The sequence below is a fragment of the Ferrimonas sp. SCSIO 43195 genome, assembly GCF_023716685.1.
GTDB lineage: Bacteria > Pseudomonadota > Gammaproteobacteria > Enterobacterales > Shewanellaceae > Ferrimonas > Ferrimonas kyonanensis.
Window position 1 is genome coordinate 1738426 of sequence record NZ_CP072679.1, and the last position, 20837, is coordinate 1759262.

General features: G+C 54.6%; 13 protein-coding genes. 11 read left to right on the plus strand and 2 right to left on the minus strand.

Annotated elements, in window-relative coordinates; genetic code table 11:
• Positions 1–10: 10 nt before the first annotated feature.
• The 9 genes from J8Z22_RS08290 to J8Z22_RS08330 all read left to right on the plus strand — a co-directional run bounded on the left by J8Z22_RS08290 (position 11) and on the right by J8Z22_RS08330 (position 12465).
• Positions 11–814 (plus strand): DUF2189 domain-containing protein, encoded by an 804-nt coding sequence (locus tag J8Z22_RS08290; RefSeq protein ID WP_252010029.1) that lies wholly within the window; start codon positions 11–13, stop codon positions 812–814.
• Positions 815–1061: 247 nt separating this feature from the next.
• Positions 1062–2894 (plus strand): cytochrome c3 family protein, encoded by a 1833-nt coding sequence (locus tag J8Z22_RS08295; RefSeq protein WP_156897139.1) that lies wholly within the window; start codon positions 1062–1064, stop codon positions 2892–2894.
• Between the two features lie 65 nt (positions 2895–2959).
• Positions 2960–3736 carry a helix-turn-helix transcriptional regulator gene (locus tag J8Z22_RS08300; protein ID WP_028114802.1) on the plus strand — a complete coding sequence of 259 codons (777 nt, stop codon included), beginning with the start codon at positions 2960–2962 and terminating at the stop codon, positions 3734–3736.
• 289 nt (positions 3737–4025) lie between these two features.
• The gene (locus J8Z22_RS08305) at positions 4026–5906 is read left to right on the plus strand and encodes a cytochrome c3 family protein (RefSeq protein ID WP_252010031.1); all 1881 of its coding nucleotides are present in this window, start codon (positions 4026–4028) and stop codon (positions 5904–5906) included.
• Positions 5907–5967: 61 nt separating this feature from the next.
• Positions 5968–6744: a LuxR C-terminal-related transcriptional regulator gene (locus J8Z22_RS08310; protein WP_252010033.1), complete on the plus strand. Its 777-nt coding sequence runs from the start codon at positions 5968–5970 to the stop codon at positions 6742–6744.
• 136 nt (positions 6745–6880) lie between these two features.
• Positions 6881–8740, plus strand: a complete 1860-nt coding sequence (locus tag J8Z22_RS08315) for a cytochrome c3 family protein (RefSeq protein ID WP_156897138.1) — start codon at positions 6881–6883, stop codon at positions 8738–8740.
• A gap of 48 nt (positions 8741–8788) precedes the next feature.
• Positions 8789–9577: a helix-turn-helix transcriptional regulator gene (locus tag J8Z22_RS08320; RefSeq protein ID WP_028114798.1), complete on the plus strand. Its 789-nt coding sequence runs from the start codon at positions 8789–8791 to the stop codon at positions 9575–9577.
• Positions 9578–9779: 202 nt separating this feature from the next.
• Positions 9780–11630, plus strand: a complete 1851-nt coding sequence (locus J8Z22_RS08325) for a cytochrome c3 family protein (RefSeq protein ID WP_028114797.1) — start codon at positions 9780–9782, stop codon at positions 11628–11630.
• Between the two features lie 58 nt (positions 11631–11688).
• Complete coding sequence (locus J8Z22_RS08330) at positions 11689–12465, plus strand: helix-turn-helix transcriptional regulator (RefSeq protein WP_156897137.1); 777 nt, start codon at positions 11689–11691, stop codon at positions 12463–12465.
• Between the two features lie 28 nt (positions 12466–12493).
• Here the strand turns inward: J8Z22_RS08330 and lon are convergent, their stop codons facing one another.
• Together lon and J8Z22_RS08340 are read right to left on the minus strand one after the other, a co-directional pair.
• Positions 12494–14887, minus strand: a complete 2394-nt coding sequence (gene lon, locus J8Z22_RS08335; protein WP_252010035.1) for an endopeptidase La — start codon at positions 14885–14887, stop codon at positions 12494–12496.
• An 84-nt stretch (positions 14888–14971) separates the two neighbouring features.
• Entirely contained in the window at positions 14972–15880 is a 909-nt protein-coding gene (locus J8Z22_RS08340) for a LysR family transcriptional regulator (RefSeq protein WP_252010038.1), read from the minus strand.
• A 130-nt stretch (positions 15881–16010) separates the two neighbouring features.
• On the opposite strand from J8Z22_RS08340, the gene J8Z22_RS08345 reads away from it, so the two are divergent.
• Entirely contained in the window at positions 16011–16343 is a 333-nt protein-coding gene (locus J8Z22_RS08345) for a DoxX family protein (protein WP_252010465.1), read from the plus strand.
• A 260-nt stretch (positions 16344–16603) separates the two neighbouring features.
• Positions 16604–20749 carry a formate dehydrogenase subunit alpha gene (gene fdhF / locus J8Z22_RS08350; RefSeq protein WP_252010039.1) on the plus strand — a complete coding sequence of 1382 codons (4146 nt, stop codon included), beginning with the start codon at positions 16604–16606 and terminating at the stop codon, positions 20747–20749.
• The last annotated feature ends 88 nt before the right edge of the window (positions 20750–20837 follow it).

Consider the following 20837-nt stretch of genomic DNA (forward strand, 5'->3'; position numbering starts at 1 on the left):
GGAGTGAGTTATGCCTCAGACTGCGCCTGTTCCCAAGAGCGGACCTCGGGCTCCGACCCGCACACCGGCCTTTGCCCGGGTAATTCCCCATAATCAATTGTCTTATCGCGACCCTTTTCACTGGCTGCACCTGGCATTGAGGGACGTGGTGGCGGCGCCTGTCGTTAGCCTGTTCTATGGCATGGTTTTTACTCTGGCCACCTTCGCCATCTGGGTGGCGGTGTTTCTGCAGGGCAGCCATCTGGTGATTTTGCCGTCGTTGGTGGTGTTTATGTTGGTGGGGCCGTTCCTGGCAACTGGGCTGTATGATGTCAGTTGGCAGCTTGAGCGAGGTAAGACACCGAACCTGTTCCACTCGATGCGGGCGATTCGTCGTAATCGGGTATCGGAATGGGGCTTTGCCATTCTGCTGGCGGTGATGATGATCTTCTGGATGCGGGTGGCGGCGATGATCCACGCCCTGTATCCGCTCAACCAAGATGCTCATTTTGAGCAGTTTCTGCCCTTTCTGAGCCTTGGAACCCTGTTCGGCGCGCTATTTACCGTGACGGTATTTGCGCTGTCGGCGTTTTCGATTCCGGTAATGATGGAGCGCCGGGTGGACATGATGACGGCCATCAGCACCAGTGTCAGTGCCGTGTACCACAATGCCGGAGTGATGGCGGTGTGGGCAGCCATTATTGGCATCGGAGTGGCGGTGGGTTTTGCCACCGCAGGGCTTGGCATGTTGCTAATTATGCCGATTCTCGGTTACGCCACCTGGCACGGTTACATTCGAACCATCAAGACCAAGCGTCCAAGGCGGTTTGAGTAATTTCAGTGACCGTTGTTAAATCACTCCCCTAGACTTCGGCCCCTTTTCGTGGGGCCGTCTTTATCTTGTCTAATTACCGCAAACGCGGACGCTTCTGCGAACAACACTTTGGAACGGTGAGCGGGCGCTTGTCACAGGCTGTCACCGCACTGTCAGATATACCAGTGAATACCCCCACCTCGGATTCCTATTCTGGCGCTGCTTAATGCACAGCAAGGATAAGATGATGATTAAACGAAATTTGCTTATGACCGCAATGACTCTGAGTGTAATGCTCAGTGGTTGCGGCAGTGACGACAGTGCCTCCACTTCGACTCCACCGGTTCCTAAGCCACCGGTTGTCGACAAGCCAGAGTATGTTTGGGGGGCTCCAAGTGAAGACGAGAAGGCGCTCAACAAGACCGTTCAGTTCGCCATCGTTGGTGGTTTTACTCCATTGCAGGAAGGGGAAAGTGCTGAAAAGGTCCATGAGGGCTACTTCATCGAAAATGGCGATCTGCTGCCTACCAAGATGGTAGAGGATGCCGCTGCAAAGGGATATAAGGTGGACTGGATTCTACCACCTACGGCCGTCAATATGGCCGGGGTAAAGCTGGACACTGTGCGACCGGATCTGTTTCAGCCTGGCCGCGGCTCGGTGCTGGATATGTTGATCTGGGCGGCTGACCATTATGATCTGGACATTCAGTTTGAGAAGGACGACGTCCTTAATACCTACTGGGTGACCTCTATTGAGGGGGTCACCGGTGACGCGGAGCAAGTGGATCCTGAGCGTTTGGGTGAGACTCAGGGTGGTGGCTGGAAGTATCTCTATGCATCCAGTGCCTGGGAGTACAACAAGAAGGCCAATCCATTTGGTCCCTTCACTGATGGTACCACTGGCCACTACTTCAACGAGGAGGACAGCTATGTCCGTATCGACCATCAGGCGTTGAAAAACAACGTCAGCATCATTCTGATGCCGGCCCAGCCGGGGGAGATGGACATTCGTCGGCAAAAGTACCAGCGTGAGCAGGATCGTTTGGCCGCCTACGGGGGTAAGAACATCATTCCCGAGGTCATTATCGACTTCAAGCCGGCCAAGTACGCCGACACCGGTGAGGTGCTGGAGCCCAATAAGCGTGCGGTATTCAAGGATATCGAGATTACCGCTCATAACTTGCGTACCGACATCTACCAGCCGGGTGTGTTGACCGAGACTGACATTCTGCTGTCATTGGTGGATCAGCGTCCTGAAGTGAAGATCCAGTGGGATTACTGGCCGCGGATGAGCAGCGGTGCCAACGTTCAGGGTTACGTGGCCAGTGCCATCAGCTTCAATGGCAAGGATGATCTGGGGAATATCGTCAGTGATACCTACTTTAATAACGGCGCTTGTGGCTTTGTTCATCATACCGGCGAGTGGGAGAACTACATGGATGTGGGACTGGCCCATGGTCTGTACCATTCGGTGATGTGTAAGAACCGCCTGGATATGGGCCCCGAGTTTAGTCGTGAAGCTTGCATTGGTGAGGTTGATGGCCAGATTGGCTATCGGGCACGTCACTTTGGTGCGGGGGAGAAGTTTGAAAACCTCAACCCCAGGGGGCGTGGGTACATCAAATACGGCTATCCCTTCGGCGGCAACGACGTTCACCTGACCGGCGATGAGCTGATCGTCTATGCCCCAGAGTATGTGAACTACGCCGGGGCCGCGTTCGGTGAGTGGAGTAACAGTCAACCTTTCTCCGGTTGTGATGTGGACTCGCCCAAGATTGATCCCAGCCGCATTAAGGACATCAGCAAGGCTCGGGCGCCATTGACTGAAACGCACTTCGGTTGGAAGCAACCGGATTGCACCACCTGCCATAATTCGTCCAACAGTCATGTGGTCGAAGATATGGCACCTTGGGAGTGCGCCGAGTGTCACAGCAATAACGGTGCGCCTCAGAGCCACGGCGATCAGACTTGCGGCTTCTGTCACGCCAAAACGTTGGAACATCACGGTGATGCCTTCAGTGATAAACTGGATTATTACGGTGAAAACGCCAATTTTAAGGAGCCCGAGAGCTGCCTGACTTGTCACGTTGATCCAAGGTAGTGGGTAAGTTAATTTGGCTATGATTCGGGAGGCCTTATGTGGCCTCCTTTGTTCGAGGAGAAGATATGGCATTGCAGCAATGCGGCCTGGTGAGTAGCAGCATTCTTGAGGACTTCGTTAATCGATTGGAGCCTTGTGGTTTCAATCGTTTCTATTATGCCATTGTCACTGATGACGAGTACTCGATTCGGGATACTCTGGGATGTTGCTCCAACCTGAATGCCAGTAGGATGGTCAACCTGCGTCGAATGCGCTTTGCCGTGGCTTCGGATGCCTCAATACTGGAATACAGGGATGAGTATCTGCATCGCTATGCCCAGAGCGACGAGACTTTTGCTCGGTTAGGACCTGCACTGCGAAAGCGGCATAATCCCTTTATCTGGCCCGGTAATGTGCTGCCATCACGGCGCCTGAAGAGCTTTCAGCGGTTTCAGCAGCGGTTTGGCGTCGATGCGCGGGCCACCTATTATCACCCGTTACCGGAGCGCCCCGGTTGGTTGGGGGTTTGTCACCTTTTTTCTCCTCTGTCAGTGGATGAAGTTAATGATAAAGTGAATCAGGATTTCAGTGAATTCAAAAACTTGCTATCACACTATTGTGAAACTTTTACGGCGCTGTCCTTCGGTAGCATCAATCCCCTGGCGAACTTTGGAGTACTGTCATCCACTTGCATTCAAATTTTGTCACTGGTCGCCGATGGTTACTCCAGTGAGGAGATTGGCGAGCAGTTGTATATGAGTGAACGGGGAGTGAACTATCACCTGGATCGCGCCAGGCAGATATTGATGGCCCGTAATCGTACAAACTTAATTAGCAAGGCTTTTCGACAGGGTGTGATCTGATCAACGGGTATGGATGTCGCCTCAAGTTCAATGCCCGTTTTCGAGGTGCAGTCATACAGTGAGTACACAGGCCTTGTCGATGGAGAGGCAGTATTTTCCTATCAGTTGAATAACCAACGGTAGCCTCGAAGCCGATTATCGAGGGGCTGGTTCTTATTGATGTTGTTGATTGTTGCTCTTTTGTCGGGGACAGGTCACAGCGTCCTATTCCGCTATCATTTCTCCTAGTGAAACGTCACTAATCGGATTTCTATTCTTGCTCTGCATTTTGCATTGCAAGGATAAGATGATGAAAACAAGTAAATGGTTAATTTCAGCTGCCGCCATAAGCATGATGCTCAGTGGCTGCGGCAGTGATGATGATTCTGCTGCAGTTCCTGTGCCGCCGGAAGTGACTCCTCCCGAGATTGTCAAACCCGATTATGTGTTTGGTGGACCAACCGGAGATGAGCAAACCCTAAGCAAAGTCATTCAGTTTGCGATTGTGAAACGTCTGGTGCCTGTTGAAGCAGGCGATGGCGCGCAAGGGCAGCACGCGCCGGCTCAAGTTGGAGCGCAGTCCAAGACCAAAATCATTCCCGTTGATGGCCTGGTTCATACCAAGATGGATGAGCAGGCGGCGGATATGGGGATGAGGGTGGAGTACCTGTTGCCGCCCACGGCCATTAACATGTCTGGGGTGAACATCGATACTCTGCGCCCGGATCTGTTTCCTGAAGGACGGGGATCGGTCCTGGATCTGCTGCTGTGGGTTGGGGAAAAGTACGGTCTGGACATCGAGATAGAAAAAGATGAGGCACTGAACACCTACTTCGTCACTTCGATCGCTGGCATCGAAGGTGAGCCTGAGCGAGTAGACCAATCTCGCCTTGGGGCTACTGAAGGTCAGGGTTGGAAGTATCTGGTCGGGCCCAGCACCTGGGAGGCAAAAGTTGACCCGGTATTCGGTGGTGGTGATTGGAATGCCGATCACCTCTATTACAAAGAGGAAGAGATCTACTTCCGCATTGACCATCAGGCGCTTAAAAATGAGATGAGCATCGTGTTGATGCCCGCTCAACCTGGTGAAATGGAGGTGCGTAAGCGTAAGTACCGTAAGGAGATGGACAGGCTGGCGGCCAATGCCGGTAAGGTGATCGTGCCCGAGATCGTGATCGATTTTAAGCCGCCTTACTACAACAGCGCAGGTGAATTGGTGCAGCCGGGACAAAGAGCGGTGTTTAAGGACATCGAAGTAACGCCTCATAACCTGCGAACCGACCTGTATCAGCCTGGGGTGATCACCGAACTGGATGCCTGGCTGTCGCTGGTTGAACAGCGACCGGATCTTAAGATCAACTGGAGTTATTGGCCGCGATTGAGCACCAATGCCAACGTCCAGGGGTATGTAGCGACCTCCATCAGTTTTAACGGTAAGGATGATCTGGGTAACATCATCAATCAGACCTACAAAAATAATGGGGAGTGCGGCTTTGTTCACCATACCGGTGAATGGGAAAACTACGCCGACAGTGGGGCTCAAAACAGTTTGTATGAGTATGTGATGTGCGCCGGGCGCCTGGATATGCCAGAAGACTGGAACCGCGGCGCCTGTATGAGCAAAGTGCCAGGAATCAAGGGATTTCGGCCTCGAAACTATGGGGCGGGCGAGTTGTATGAGAATGATGGCCCCACCGGCTACATGAGTTTTGGCGTTCCTTTTGGTGCCAATGATCCTCACTTCACCGGTGACAACATGATCATCTACGGCCCAGAGTACATCAACTACCTGGGAGTGGCGTTTGGCGCTCTGAACACCAACAGCGGTGTGCCTTCAGGCTGTGATATGGACTCCCCCGAGATAGACATCGCCAATTTGAAAGACATTTCACAGGCGCGAGCACCGCTGGATGAGTCTCACTTTGGCTGGAAGTTGCCGGACTGCAGTACCTGTCATGATCCTTCCAACAGCCATGTGGTGGCGGAGATGGATCCTTATGAGTGTGCCGAGTGTCACGGTAACAATGGCGCGCCTACCAATCATGGTGAACGCTATACCTGTGGCTTTTGCCACTCCCAAACGTTAACCAAACACGGTAATGTGTACGGCAATAAAACCGATTACTACAGTAAGGACACCAGCTTCAAAGAGCCGGAAAGCTGTTTGACCTGTCACGTAGATCAGCAGTAAACCGGCATTGTGTGGTGAACAATTGGGGGAGCGAGCTCCCCCATCTTTTGGGAGATGAATCATGGCCAGTGAATTATCCACGTTAGTGAGTCAGCGCATCATTGATGATTTTACCAGCCAGCTTAATCATTGGGGTCTGGACCGGTTTTATTACACTCTGTTGCCCAGCCTGACCCCTAAGGGGCTCAGGTTGAACGATTGCGATCAGGCCTTGGATTGGAAGCGGGTGTTCAGCTTGAAACGGATGCGCAGCGCCGTAGCCTCAGACTCGGACATACTAAAGTACCGCGATGAGTTTATTCGGCGCTATGCGGTTCGCGATTTCTCTCTGGTCAGGGCAGATGGGAGCAGTCTTAAGCTGGGAGTTCCAGTTCTTTGGTCTGATGAGTGGGTTTCCAGTCGCCGCATTGCGGGATTTAAACAGCTGAAGCAACGGCACAACATTCAGACTCGCATGGTGTTCTTTACTGCTGTGGATAGCAGGCCGGATATTATCGGCTTGTGCATGTTATTTTCGTCCCTGCCTGAGGAGGACGTACTGGCGCGGATAAACAACCAAACTCAGGGGTTATCGGAGTTACTGACAGAGTACTCGGCCATTTTTAATGCTCTGACGTTTCGCAGTATTAACCCTTTGATAAACTTTGGGGTGCTGTCGCCAACCTGTGCCAAAATTCTGGCTTTGGTGGCCGATGGTTACTCCAGTGAAGAGATTGGTAGACAACTGCATATCACCGAGAGGGGGGTGAATTACCACCTCGACCGCGCCCGTCAGATCATGGTGGCCAGGAATCGCACTAATCTGGTCAGCAAGGCCTATCAACACGGTGTGTTGTAGCGCTGTCGCATGGTACTTGGGTTTTTGATCTGAGGCCGGACGGGGGTCACATCTTGCTTTGCCACTGTCAATTCTGCCAGTGTCCCCACCTACCAACTCCCTATTCTGACCTTGCCGTATTTACAGCAAGGATTAGATGATGATTAAGAATAAGTTAATGGTGGTAAGTTTGGCTTGTGGCCTGGCATTGACCGGGTGTGGCAGCGATGATGGTGGCTCTGCACCACTACCTCCGGAGGTGTTGCCGCCGGTGGTGGATAAGCCCGACTTCGTGTTTGGTGGCCCCAGTGAGGATGAGCAGAAACTGAACAAGGTGATTCAGATTGCCATTGTAAAAGGCTTTTCGCCGCTGGATGCCAAGATGAGTAAGGCTGAGGTCAAGAAGCGCGCTGCCAGCATCGACGTCGAGGGCGTCGTGCACTCAAAAATGGTTGATGATGCGGCCAAGATGGGGTTGAAAGTGGACTACCTGTTGCCGCCGACAGCCATCAACATGGCAGGGGTTAAGATAGATTCTCTGCGGCCGGACTTGTTTGCAGAGGGACGCGGGTCGGTGCTGGATCTGTTGCTGTGGGTATCCAAGAAATACGACTTGGATATTCAGGTCGAGAAAGATGAGGCCCTGAATACCCACTTTGTCACCTCTATTGAAGGGATTGAAGGTTTACCGGAAGCGGTGGATCAGCAGCACCTGGGAGAAACCCAGGGCCAGGGCTGGAAATACCTGGTAGGTCCGAGCGTGTGGGAAGAGAAGGTCGAAGGGGGCTATGACACCGCCGACATCTACTACAAGGAGGAAGAGATCTATTTCCGCATGGATCATCACCCGCTAAAGAACGAGATGAGCATCGTGCTGGTGCCGGCTCAGCCTGGCGAGATGGAGATTCGTAAGCGCAAGTACCGGCGAGAGATGCAGCGATTGGCGGACAACGGTGGCAAGGTGATCGTGCCGGAGATCGTGATTGATTTTAAACCGGCCAAATACTCGGCCACCGGAGAGATTCTGGTGCCCAATCAACGGGCGGTGTTTAAGAACATCGAGGTGAAACCGCATAACCTGCGTACCGATCTGTACCAGCCAGGAGTCATTACCGAGCTGGACGCCTGGCTGTCTTTGGTGGAACAGCGCCCGGACCTGAAAATTGACTACAGCTACTGGCCTAAGCTGAGCACCAACTCCAACGTTCAGGGTTACGTGGCCACCGCCATCAGTTTCAATGGCCGAGATGATCTGGGCAACATCGTTAATGAAACCTACACCAACAACGGCTCCTGCGGTTTCGTGCACACCACCGGTGAGTGGGAAAACTACATGGACTCCGGTGCTCAGCACGGGTTGTACCAATGGGTCATGTGTTCGGCTCGCACCGACATGGGCGGCGATGAATACCGCAATGCCTGCTATGGCAACATTCCCGGTGTGTTGGGGTACCGCGCGCATCAATACGGTGCCGGTGAACAGTATGAGAACCACAACCCTAAAGGCCGGGGCTACATGAAGTTCGGCTTGCCCTTTGGCGGCAACGATCCTCACCTGACCGGCGATGCCATGATCATCTATGGTCCTGAGTACATCAACTACATTGGCGCCGCGTTCGGAAATGGCTATGGCAATCAGCAAGCCACATCGGGTTGTGATGCCGAAGCGCCGGAGATCGATCCCAACCAGATTAAAGACATTACCAAGGCCAGAGCTCCGCTGACCGAGTCTCACTTCGGCTGGAAGCTGCCCGATTGCAGTACCTGTCACAATGCCGCCAACAGCCACGTGGTCGAGGAGATGGCCCCTTGGGAGTGCGCCGAGTGTCACGGCAATAACGGTGCGCCGGACAGCCATGGTGAGCTGCTGACCTGTGGATTCTGTCATGCGCAGACTCTGGAAAAACACGGCGATGCCTATTCCACCAAAGACGATTACTACGGCCAGAAGACCCGCTTCAAAGAGCCGGAAAGCTGTCTGACATGTCACATAGACAAGGGAGAGCACACTGAGTAAAAACGATTGAACAGAAGGGGCCGAAAGGCCCCTTTTACTGGGGAGAAGATGATGCCTGCACAAAAAATCAACCTGGCCAGTCGCCGGGTGATTGATGACTTTATCGAGCGGTTGGCGGCGTTTGAGCTGAGCCGCTTTTACTACACCATAGTGCCAGATGATGAGAGCACCATTGCTCATACCCTGGGGTGCTGCAGCACCTTTAATGCCAGTCGGGCGTTTAATCTGAAACGGATGCGCTATGCGGTGGCGTCCGATGATGCCATCTTGCTGTACCGGGATGAGTTTCTGCGCCGTTTTTCGCGAAGCGATCAGGGGTTTCAGCTGTCCGGTCCATCAACACGTAACCGCAGCAATCCGTTCCTGTGGCCGGATGATACGGAGTCCGGTCGAAGACGAAGCACCTACCTGCAACTCAAGCAATTGAAGCAGCGGTTTGGCATCGGCGCCCAGCTGACCTTTTATCACCCAGTGGCAGAACGTCCGGGCTGGCTGGGCATTTTTAACCTGTTTTCTGACAAAGGGCGTCAACAATTGCCGTTGGGGCAGGGGACGGGGCTGGCAGAATGTCGAGGTTTGTTGGAGCAGTACGCCGACACCTTCAATGCCCTGGCATTCAAAAGCATCAACCCGCTGGCCAACTTCGGAGTGCTGTCACCCACCTGCATTCAGATACTGTCATTGGTGGCTCAGGGGTATTCCAGCGAAGAGATTGGCGAGCAGTTGTACATGAGTGAGCGAGGGGTTAACTACCACCTGGATCGGGCCCGGCAGATCATGATGGCCAGAAATCGCGCCAACCTGGTCAGCAAAGCCTATCTGCATGGGGTGTTGTGACTGCTGCAATTATGAAAAAGGGGCCGGCGGCTCTCCTTGGTGTTTCCACCGTGGCGAGCTTTTTGTCTCCGAAGTGGTAAAACCGGTCACGGATGAGGATCTTGGTCACATCGGGTTTAGATACTGTTGCTGCTGCCAGTATCGACGCATGGGGACAGCTCTTATCCTTGCCGTGCTTATTGCAGACAGTAAGGATGAGATGATGAAACGCAATACAATTTGGGCGGCGCTGGCTTTCAGTGTAGTCCTGGGCGGATGTGGCAGTGATGACAGTGCTTCGACACCTACGCCACCGCAACCGAAGCCGCCAGTGGACAAGCCGGAGTACGTCTTTGGTGGCCCTAGCGAGGATGAGAAAAAACTCAATAAGGTGATTCAGTTGGCCATCGTAAAGGGATTTTCTCCCTTGGATCAGGCTCATACTCCGGTTTCGGTCAACGCTCAATACGTATCGAATATAGCCGTTGATGGCGTAATCCACTCTAAGATGGATGAACAGGCTGCCAAAAAGGGCTTAAAGATTGACTACTTACTCCCTCCTACCGCCATTAATATGGCAGGGGTGAAGATTGACTCCATCCGTCCTGATCTATTTGCCGAGGGTAAAGGTTCGGTGCTGGATCTGTTGATGTGGGTTGGTAAGAAGTACGATCTGGATATTCAGGTTGAAAAAGATGACGCCCTGAATACCTATTTCGTCACCTCGATCGAAGGGGTCCAGGGGTTGCCAGAAGCAGTGGACCCGGACCACATCGGCGAAACTCTGGGACAGGGCTGGAAGTACCTAGTGGGTCCTAGCTCTTGGGAGAAAAAGGAGGGGGGATGGGATACGGATTCTCTCTATTACAAGGAGGAGGAGATCTACTTCCGCATGGATCACCAGCCGCTCAAGAACGAGATGAGTATCGTGCTGGTACCGGCTCAACCCGGTGAGATGGAGATTCGTAAGCGCAAGTACCGGCGAGAGATGCAGCGATTGGCGGGGAATGGCGGCAAGGTGATTATCCCCGAGATTGTTATCGATTTTAAGCCGGCCAAGTACTCGGCTACTGGTGAGATACTGGAGCCTAATAAGCGCGCGGTGTTCAAGAACATTGAGGTCACCCCGCACAACCTGCGCACCGACCTCTATCAGCCCGGGGTGATCACCGAGCTGGACGCCTGGCTGTCACTGGTGGAGCAGCGCCCGGATCTGAAGATCGACTGGAGTTACTGGCCGCGGTTGAGCACCAATGCCAATGTACAGGGATATGTGGCTACCGCCATCAGCTTTAACGGTCGGGATGACCTGGGCAACATCGTCAACGAGACCTACACCAATAATGGTGCTTGTGGTTTTGTGCATCATACCGGCGAGTGGGAGAACTACATGGACTCCGGTGCTCAGCATGGCTTGTATCAGAAAGTGATGTGTTCTGCTCGCCTTGATATGGGTGGCGATGAGTTCCGGGCTGCTTGCATGAATAAAGTACCAGGTGTGCTGGGTTATCGGGCTCACCACTATGGTGCCGGTGAACAGTATGAAAACCACAACCCCAAGGGGCGTGGCTACATGAAGTTCGGCTTGCCCTTCGGCGGCAACGACCCCCACCTGACCGGCGATGCGATGATCATCTATGGTCCTGAGTACATCAACTACATAGGCGCTGCATTTAGCAATAAGTACGGTAATCAGCAGGCATCTTCTGGATGTGATGCTGATGCTCCGGAGATCGACCCCAGCCGCATCAAAGATGTCAGCAAAGCCCGCGCGCCTTTAACCGAGTCCCACTTCGGTTGGAAGCTGCCGGACTGCAGCACATGCCATAATGCCGCCAACAGCCATGTGGTCGAAGAGATGGCACCCTGGGAGTGTGCCGAGTGCCATGGCAATAACGGTGCTCCGGACAGCCACGGTGAGTTATTGACCTGTGGTTTCTGTCATGCCCAGACACTGGAGAAGCATGGCGATGCTTACTCAACAAAAGATGACTACTACAGTGAGAAAACCAAGTTTAAAGAGCCGGAAAGTTGTTTGACCTGTCACGTTGACAAGCCGAGCTCGATCGAATAAGAATGAAGTTCAGGGGAGGGTGTTCCCCTTCCCTTTTTTGTTACAGGAGGGGGTGGGTGTGCCGGCTCAGCATAGTGAATACGTCACCAGCCAGGTTATCAAGGCGTTCTTAAAGAAACTCAAGCCTCTGGGCTTTGAACGCTTCTACTACAGCATCCTGCCCGATGATCTACACAGTTTTTCCGAGAGTATCGGGCGCAATAGCAAGCTGTTTTTCGGCAATCCAAGTAGCCTAAAAAAGATGCGCTACACCATTGCTTCCGATGATGGAATTTTACAGTTCAGAGAAGAATATCTGTATCGATTCTCCAGGGGAGATTGCAGTTTTCTCTACTCGAGGCCTTCGGCAAGGCTGTATCGAGATTCTTTTCATTTTCCGGGTGGTGGATACGATGGGCGACGTCAAAAAATCGCTGAACAGCTGAGGGTCAAATACAGCTTTGGTAGTGCTGCAACCTATTACCATTCGGTAACGGGCCGGGAGGACTGGATGGGTATTTTCCACCTGTTTTCAGATCAGAGGCGTGCCGTAGTCCAACAAAATGTAATGAATAAACACGAAGAATTGGTCGATCTGCTGTTGGAATTTTCATCTCTATTTTGTTGCTTAGCTCATCAGGACATTAATCCCATCGCCAATTTTGGGCTGTTATCCCCCAACTGCATCAAGATCTTGACTATGGTGGCGGAGGGAGACTCGAGCGAAGAGATCGGCAAGAAGCTGTTCTTGACCGAGCGCGGTGTTAACTACCACCTCGATCGAGCGCGAGAGATCCTCGGTGCCAGGAACCGCACTAACCTGGTCAGTAAGGCTTACCAGACTGGGCTGCTGTAAAAAAGGGAGCCAGAGGCTCCCTATCTTGTTAGTCAAACGCCAACTTGGCCACTTGGTCAAAATGGCTGACAAAATGCACCTTGAGTCCCTCTTTAACGTGGTCAGGCAGCTCCTGATAGTCGCCGCTGCACTCTTCCGGCAGCAGTACCTCTTTGATCCCCTGACGCTTGGCCGCAATCAGCTTCTCTCGAATGCCACCTACGGCTAACACATAGCCGTTGAGGGTGATCTCGCCGGTCATGGCCAGGTGCTGTTTCGGTGCCTGACCCATGGCCAGAGACAATAGGGCGGTAGACATGGTAATGCCGGCACTGGGGCCGTCCTTGGGGGTCGCCCCCTCGGGTACGTGCAGATGCACGAAGCGTTTATCGAAATACCCCTCTTCCACGCCATATTGGCTCAGGTGACTGCTGACGAAACTAAAGGCGATTTCGGCGGACTCTTTCATCACGTCCCCCAACTGCCCGGTCAGTTTCAGTCCGCGGCTTTGCTGGTGAATGCTGTTGGCTTCCACCGGCAGGGTGGCACCGCCCATGGAGGTCCAAGCCAAACCGGTGACAATGCCGGTGCCGCACAAGGTCTGCTCCGCCTTGAACTTGGCAGGGCCCAGCAGTTCGGGAATCGCTTTTAGGCCCAAAGACAACTTTTGCTGCGGCTCTTGCAGCAGTTTGACCACCGACTTTCGAACCAGCTTGGCCAGGGCCTTATCCAGGCTGCGGACTCCCGCTTCGCGGCAGTAGTCGACCACCACTTTCTTCATGGCGGCATCGGTAATCTTCAGTTGGCTGCGTTTGACGCCAGCGCGTTTCAACTGTTTTGGCCACAGGTGGTGTTTGGCGATGGCTAACTTTTCTTCTGCCAGGTAGCCGGACAGGTGAATCACGTCCATTCGATCCAGCAGTGGCGCCGGAATGCTGTCCAGGGTGTTGGCGGTGCACACGAACAGCACCTTGGACAGGTCTAGGCGCAGGTCCAGGTAGTGATCGAGGAAGTTGACGTTCTGCTCCGGATCCAGAGTTTCCAGCAGTGCCGAGGCGGGATCACCCTGATAACTGCTGCCCATCTTGTCGATCTCATCCAGCATGATCACCGGGTTCATCACTTCCGCTTCTTTCAGCGCTTGCACTAACTTACCGGGCATAGCCCCGATGTAGGTACGCCGGTGGCCTTTGATCTCGGCCTCGTCGCGCATGCCGCCGACACTGAAACGATAGAAGGGGCGATCCAGGCATTCGGCGATCGAGCGGCCGATGGAGGTTTTTCCGACGCCAGGAGGGCCTACCAGCAGAATGATGGAGCCACTGATCTCACCTTTGAAGGCGCCCAGGGCCAGGAACTCGAGAATCCGGTCTTTGACGTCGTCCAGGCCGTCATGGTGCTTGTCGAGAATGGTACGCGCCTGGCTCAACTCCAGCTTGTCGGTACTGCTGATCCCCCAGGGCATCTGGGAGATCCAGTCCAGATAATTGCGACTGACGGCGTATTCCGGTGAGCCGGACTCCAGCACCGAGAACTTCTGCATCTCCTCTTTGAACTTCTTCTCGACCGCCTCTGGCAGGGTTTTGCCTTGCATGCGGGCCTGAAACTCTTCCAGGTCGGCGGTTTTGTCGTCTTTGGCTACCCCCAGCTCTTTCTGGATTACTTTAAGTTGCTCTCGCAAAAAGAATTCACGCTCGTGCTTGCTGATTTTGCGATTTACCTCTTCGGCAATTTCACTGTGCAGGCGAGCGGCATCCAGTTCTTTTTTCAGCAGCGCCAGGGTTTTTTCCATCCGTGGCAGCAGTGCCACCTGATCCACCACCTCTTGCAGCAGTGGCCCGGGGGCGGTGGTGATGGCGGCACCAAAGTCGGTCAGCGGCGAGGGTTCGTTGGGACCGAAGCGATTGAGGTAATCTTTCAGCTCTTCCGACAACAGCGGATTGATAGGCAGCAGTTCTTTAATGGCATTGATCAACGCCATGGCATAGGCTTTCACTTCCTTGCCTTCGCTATCCTGTTCCGTTTCCGGGTAGCTGACATTGGCCAGGTAAGGGTGGCTGGTACTTTCCCAACTGTCGATGTGCACCCGCTCAATGCCTTCGGCGATGAACTGAATGTCGCCATCATCCCCCTCTTTGACCTGGTGGACTCGCACCACGCAACCGGTTTGAGGCAGGGTCTGAGGATTGAATTTCCCCTCCGAGTGGTCAAAGTCTTCGCTGTAGAACAGGGCCAGCATCTTGTGCTCGGTTTCTCCCACCGCCTTCAGGGTATCGCTCCAGTCGCCACTTTTGATCAGCACCGGCATTACCTGAGCGGGGAAGAACGGCCGGTTTTGTACCGGCATCACATGCAGTTGGTCCGGCCGCTGCTCTCCGGCAACCACGATATCGGTAGGTTGGGGTTCGTCGGTGTCGATGACGTCAATATCCTCTTGGTGCATAGCCTGTTTCCAACTGCGTATTCGTATCCATCTTAGATGGGGATGGATTTTGGGATTTGCAACCGTGGTGAGCAGTTTTTCCTGTCACCCGCGATCGGCAGCTTCACTAAAGCCCTCAAACAGTTGCTGACGGATCCAGCGGTGGCTGTGGTCGTGTTGGTGTCGCTGATGCCACAGTGCCCGAATGATCAGCGGCGCCAGCGTGACCGGGCTGGGTCGACTGCAGAGGCCGTATTGGCGTTCGGCAATGGCAGCCAGAGAGCGGGGTAAAAAGGCGATCAGTGATGAGTCGACCAGCAGCGGCAGTTGGGTTTGCAGGTTGTGGGTGATGACGCCAACCCGGCGCCGGGCTTCGCCGCCGCTGGCTACGGAAACCGGATCGTCCCGCTCGGCTAACAATCCCATAGTGATGTGGGGGTAGGCCAGCAACGACTCCAGATGCCACTGCTTAAGGGCGGGGTGGTCGGCGGCCAGGACACAGTCGATAGGTTCCTGAGTCAGTCGCTGCTGCATAAAGCGGTCTCGAGCATCCAGCCCGGCACCGATAATGAGATCGGCCTGATCCTGATCCAGTTTATCGTTGGCCTCGGAGCCAAGGGTGTCCAGCTCGAACACAATATTCGGGGCCAATCTCTGGATCCGATTTAGCTGCGGAGCCAGGTAGGCCTGAACGATGAAGTCATGGCTGAGGATGCGGTATCGGCAGAGGATGCTGCTCGGGTCGAGCCGGGGAGGATCGAATAAGCGAACCAGCTCCGTCATCAACGGTTCCAGCTGCTGGCCAAGTTGCACCGCCCTTGGGGTGGGAGACAGGCCTTTGCTGGTGCGGACGAACAGCGGATCTTGTAGCGCATCGCGCAGTCGCGCCAGGGTGTGGCTCATGGCCGATTGCGTGACATGCATCCGTTTTGCGGCTCGGCCAACATGGCACTCCAACAGCAGGGCTTGCAGAGACTTCAGTAGGTTCAGGTCTATATTATTAATGTCGCTCATGCTGGTTATTAATAGTGATGATTACAAATAATAATGCGACTTGAATAGTCTGGTTGCAAGATTGGATATCGGAGTACCAGACAATGCAAAAACACAATGGGATAACAATGACGGGGAGGGGCAGCCTGTGATGATGATGGTGACGGTGATGTCGGTGGTGCTGGGCCTGTTCTTCGTGTTGGCCGGTTCAGTCAAGTTATTGGGATGGCAAAAACAGGTGTTCGAGATTCAGTTGGCCTATTTCCGCTCCTACGGCCTTAGTCGAAGTGCCATGGCGATGGTTGGGGCATTGGAACTCAGCGGTGCGGCCTTGCTAGGGCTGTATCCCGCGGCCGGCGCCTTGCTGCTGGCGCTGGTGAGTGCCGGTGCCCTGAGCTTCCATCTGCGATTCGATACTCTAAAAGAGGGGGCCGCTGCTCTGATGACCCTGGTGCTGTCTTTGTCTCTGTGGTCGCTGCTGTAATTCGCTAGGGCAGACGGACCTGTCAGGTCGGACAGATTTTGGCGATCATTTTTGCTGTTTCAGTGACCGTGGCTTGAGATTGGTCTTACCTCTTGCAGCGTTTTTGACTGAGATCACGTAAAGGCTCAGCTTATCTTCAACTCAACCCGACGGGTTGGTAGCCTAATTGGTTAGGAATGGAATTCAGCTTTTTCATTCTCGGACAGATACCTCTGAAGAAGTAGACCGGGGCAGCTGACGCCGGCTTAAGAAGAGCAAAAATGATAAAGATCTCCATTAACAATCAACTGGTTGAAGTTGAGGAATCCCTCTACCTGCTGGACGCATGCCGGCAGGCCGGATTCGAGGTTCCTTCGCTGTGTGGTGGCCCCAATGGCCAGGGGCAGGAAGCGTGCGGCTTGTGTGCCGTCGAGGTTGATGGGGAGGTGACCCTCAGTTGCCGTCATCCGGTAAAAGCTGGCATTGAGGTACAGACTCAGTCTGAGACTCTGACCCAGACCCGCCAGGCGGCGTTAAAACGAATTTTGTCTAATCATACCGCCGATTGCGAGGCACCCTGTAAGACCGCCTGTCCGGCGGATGTCGACATTCAGGGGTATCTGTACGACATCGCTCAGGGTGACCATACCAAGGCGGTGCAGACCATTAAAGACACGCTGCCGATGCCGCTGTCTATCGGTCGGGTGTGTCCGGCCTTCTGTGAATCGGCATGTCGGCGCACCCTGGTGGATGAGCCGTTGGCCATTCGGCAGTTGAAGCGACACGCCGCCGATCTGGACCTGAATGACCAGGCCCACTTGGCAGACATTGCGCCCGCCAAAGGCAAAAAGGTCGCCATTATTGGTGGCGGTCCTGCCGGCCTCTCGGCCGGTTATTTCCTGACTCACAATGGCTATCAAGCCACCGTCTTTGAAGCCATGCCGCAAGCCGGTGGTTGGCTGCGATATGGCATTCCCGAGTATCGACTGCCGAAAGCGACTCTGGATAAAGAGATTGAGTTGATGTGTCGTGCCGGCATGAACATCGAACTGAATCAAAGCCTCGGGCGTGATTTTACCCTGGAACAGTTGAGCCAGGAGTACGATGCGGTGTGTCTGGCCATTGGCGCCCAGAAGGCGGTGGCCATGGACTACACCGGCTCGGATCTGCAAGGCTGCATGCTGGGTGTGGATTACCTGAAGGATTTCACCCTGGGCAAAGACGTATCGGTAGGCAACAAAGTCGCCGTGATTGGCGGTGGTAATACCGCCATCGATTGCGCCCGAACCGCCCTGCGTCAGGGGGCGGAAGTCACCATCATCTATCGCCGCACCAAGGCCGACATGCCGGCGGAAGATTACGAAATTCATGAGGCCGAAGTGGAAGGAGTTAACTTCCAGTTCTTGTCTCTGCCGGTCGAGAACCTGGCCGACGATCAGGGCCGGGTATGCAAGGTTAAGGTCGAAACCCTGAAGTTGGGCGAACCCGATGCCTCCGGTCGTCGTCGTCCCGAGTCAACCGGCGAGTTTCAGTGGATGGAGTTTGATACCGTCATTGCCGCGGTGTCACAAAAACCGGATGCCGAACTGCTAGCCTCCGATGCCGCCAAGCTGGGTGGGGAAGCCTTGCCGTTGACCCGCTGGACCACCGCCGATGCGGATCCATCCACCATGCACGCCGGCATTGGCAACCTGTTTGCCATCGGTGATTTTCGCCTGGGGCCGGCAACGGCCGTTGAGGCGATTGGCGATGGCAAAAAGGCCGCCATTGCCATTGACCGCTTCTTGCAAAGTGGTCTGGTTCAGGCCCCGAAAGCCCAGTTTAACTCCCAGAAAGCCAAATCACTGAAAGAGGTGGAAGCGCGTTTTCTGGATCATTGGCCTAAGCAGGCCCGTCTGGCGATGCCTGAATTGACCAGTGCTCAGCGTCAGGGCAGTTTTGACGAAGTGGAGCTCGGGTTTGACGCCGAGGCGGCCATTGCCGAAGCGGCCCGTTGTCTGGAGTGTGGCTGTCAGGTCAATACCCAGTGCGGACTGAGAGATTACGCCACCGAATACCGCATCAGCGATGCCGATCTGGACTACAGCAAGGCCCAGCAGAAACGCATCGACAGCAGCGCGCCGTTTATTAACCTGGATCCTAACCGCTGCATCAGTTGTGGTCAGTGTGTGGTGGCCTGTAATGAACGCGGCGTTCACGGGGTACTGGGCTTTAAAGACGACCAGCCCAGTCAACGGGTGTGCTTCGATGGCGGCGAGTTGATGGCCAACTCCAACTGCTCCCAGTGTGGTGCCTGCATCCAGGCCTGCCCGGTGGGGGCGCTCACCGATGCCCGCGATCGCAGTCAGGGACGCCAGCAAACCCTGAAAACCGTAGATACCATCTGTACCTACTGTGGTGTGGGCTGTGGCATTCGTTTGCACGTGGATGAAGACAGCAACCGCATCATCAAGGTGACCGGGGTCGAGGAGTCGCCGGTCAACGAAGGCATGCTGTGCGTCAAAGGTCGTTTCGGTTTTGACTTCATTCAGTCCAAGGAACGATTGACTCAGCCTCTGATCCGCAAAGACGGTGAACTGGTGCCCACCACCTGGGCCAATGCCATCGGCTATGTGGCCGCCAGAATCGAAGAGGTTACCGATGCCAAGGGTGGCAACGCCATGGCCGGTTTTGCTTCTGCCAAGGCCACCAACGAAGATAACTTCCTGTTCCAAAAGTTGTTTAGAAGTGTGATTGGTACCAATAACATCGATCACTGTGCGCGTTTGTGTCACTCCACCACGGTATCCGGATTGCGTGCGGCCGTGGGCAGTGGTGCCATGACCAACGACATTCCGTCGATTAAGGAATCGGACCTGATCTTTGTTATCGGTTCCGACACCACCGCCGCTCACCCGGTTATCGCCTCTCACATTAAGCAGGCGGTTCGTCACCATGGCGCCCGTTTGATTGTGGCCGACCCTAAGCGGATTGGCCTGTCTGAGCATGCTCAACTGTACGCCTGCCATCGTCCCGGTACCGATGTGATGCTGTTGAACGGCATTGCTCGAGAGATTCTGGTGAATGGCTGGCAGGACGACGACTACGTCGCTCGCCGTACCGAAGGCTTTGAGGCATTCAAAGCCGAGGTGATGAAGCCTGATTATACCCCGGAGCAAGTGGAACTGGTCAGTGGGGTTCCGGCGTCGCAGGTGCGTGAGATCGCCAGATTGATGGGGACGGCCATCAAGACGGCGGTGTATTACGCCATGGGCATCACGCAGCACACCACAGGTCACGATAATGTGCGGGCCATTGCCAACCTGCAGTTGCTGTGTGGCAACATCGGGGTAGAAGGGGCGGGCATCAACCCGCTGCGGGGCCAATCCAACGTACAGGGCGCCTGCGACATGGGGGCGTTACCAAACTACCTGCCGGGGTATCAGAACATCGAAGAACCGGCCATTCGCGAACGTTTCGAAGCGCTGTGGCACACCGATTTGTCCCCGGTCAATGGCTTGGCGGTGACCGAGGTGATGGACGCCATTCTGGAGGATCAGGTTGACGGCCTGTACGTGATGGGAGAAAACCCGGTTCTGTCTGATCCGGATCAGAAGCACGTCATTAAAGCGCTGCAGGCACTGGATCTGCTGGTGGTGCAGGACATCTTCCTGACGGAAACCGCGCAGATGGCCGATGTGGTGTTGCCGGCCTTTGCGTTTGCAGAAAAGCAGGGCCATTTCACCAATACCGAACGTCGGGTACAGCGACTCAACGCGGCAGTCAATGCACCAGGGCAGGCTCGTAATGATTGGGAGATCATTCAGTTGCTGGCCCAGGCGCTGGGTGCAAACTGGCGCTATCGCAATGAAAAGGCGATCTGCAACGAGATCAACCTAGCGGTGCCGCAGTACGCCGGTATTCGCTGGGAGCGTGTGGGCACCAATGGCATTCAGTGGCCTTGTGTCGATGATCAGTGTGACGGCATGCCGGTGATGCACGTGGATAAATTTGCCATTGGTGAACGTGCCTATATGGAACCGATTCCATTTAAGTACGCCGCCGAGCTGCCGTGTGAAGAGTACCCGCTGGTGCTGACCACCGGTCGACTGCTGGAGCAGTTCCACACCGGCACCATGACCCGTAAGACCAAAGGCCTGAATGATTTGGCCGGCCCGACCGCCATGTTGTCGGTGGCCGATGCCGAGCGCTTGGGGATTGGCAATGGTGACCCGATTCGCCTGACCACGCGTCGCGGCGACATTGAACTCAATGCCTTTGTGACCAAGCGGATTCAAAAAGGGGTGGTGTTCACGGCGTTCCACTTCGAAGAAGCGCCGGCCAACCGGCTAACTAACCCGGCCCTGGATCCTCACGCTAAGATCCCCGAGTTCAAGGTGTGCGCCGTGAAGGTTGAAAAGCGGGTGACCAGTGAAGTGATTGCCTGATCCACATCGGTTGATTACCATTAAAAGCCCGCTCCTGGCGGGCTTTTTGATGCCAGGGTGTTGCGTGGGCCTGGTTTTAGACCGTAGA

What these genes read in the sequence shown, in the direction of transcription:
- lon (WP_252010035.1), bottom strand. Translation starts at nt 14,887, where the DNA reads ATGCACCAAGAGGATATTGACGTCATCGACACCGACGAACCCCAACCT.
- J8Z22_RS08345 (WP_252010465.1), top strand. Translation starts at nt 16,011, where the DNA reads ATGATGATGGTGACGGTGATGTCGGTGGTGCTGGGCCTGTTCTTCGTG.
- J8Z22_RS08325 (WP_028114797.1), top strand. Translation starts at nt 9,780, where the DNA reads ATGAAACGCAATACAATTTGGGCGGCGCTGGCTTTCAGTGTAGTCCTG.
- J8Z22_RS08315 (WP_156897138.1), top strand. Translation starts at nt 6,881, where the DNA reads ATGATGATTAAGAATAAGTTAATGGTGGTAAGTTTGGCTTGTGGCCTG.
- J8Z22_RS08290 (WP_252010029.1), top strand. Translation starts at nt 11, where the DNA reads ATGCCTCAGACTGCGCCTGTTCCCAAGAGCGGACCTCGGGCTCCGACC.
- J8Z22_RS08310 (WP_252010033.1), top strand. Translation starts at nt 5,968, where the DNA reads ATGGCCAGTGAATTATCCACGTTAGTGAGTCAGCGCATCATTGATGAT.
- J8Z22_RS08320 (WP_028114798.1), top strand. Translation starts at nt 8,789, where the DNA reads ATGATGCCTGCACAAAAAATCAACCTGGCCAGTCGCCGGGTGATTGAT.
- J8Z22_RS08295 (WP_156897139.1), top strand. Translation starts at nt 1,062, where the DNA reads ATGACCGCAATGACTCTGAGTGTAATGCTCAGTGGTTGCGGCAGTGAC.
- J8Z22_RS08305 (WP_252010031.1), top strand. Translation starts at nt 4,026, where the DNA reads ATGAAAACAAGTAAATGGTTAATTTCAGCTGCCGCCATAAGCATGATG.
- J8Z22_RS08340 (WP_252010038.1), bottom strand. Translation starts at nt 15,880, where the DNA reads ATGAGCGACATTAATAATATAGACCTGAACCTACTGAAGTCTCTGCAA.
- fdhF (WP_252010039.1), top strand. Translation starts at nt 16,604, where the DNA reads ATGATAAAGATCTCCATTAACAATCAACTGGTTGAAGTTGAGGAATCC.
- J8Z22_RS08300 (WP_028114802.1), top strand. Translation starts at nt 2,960, where the DNA reads ATGGCATTGCAGCAATGCGGCCTGGTGAGTAGCAGCATTCTTGAGGAC.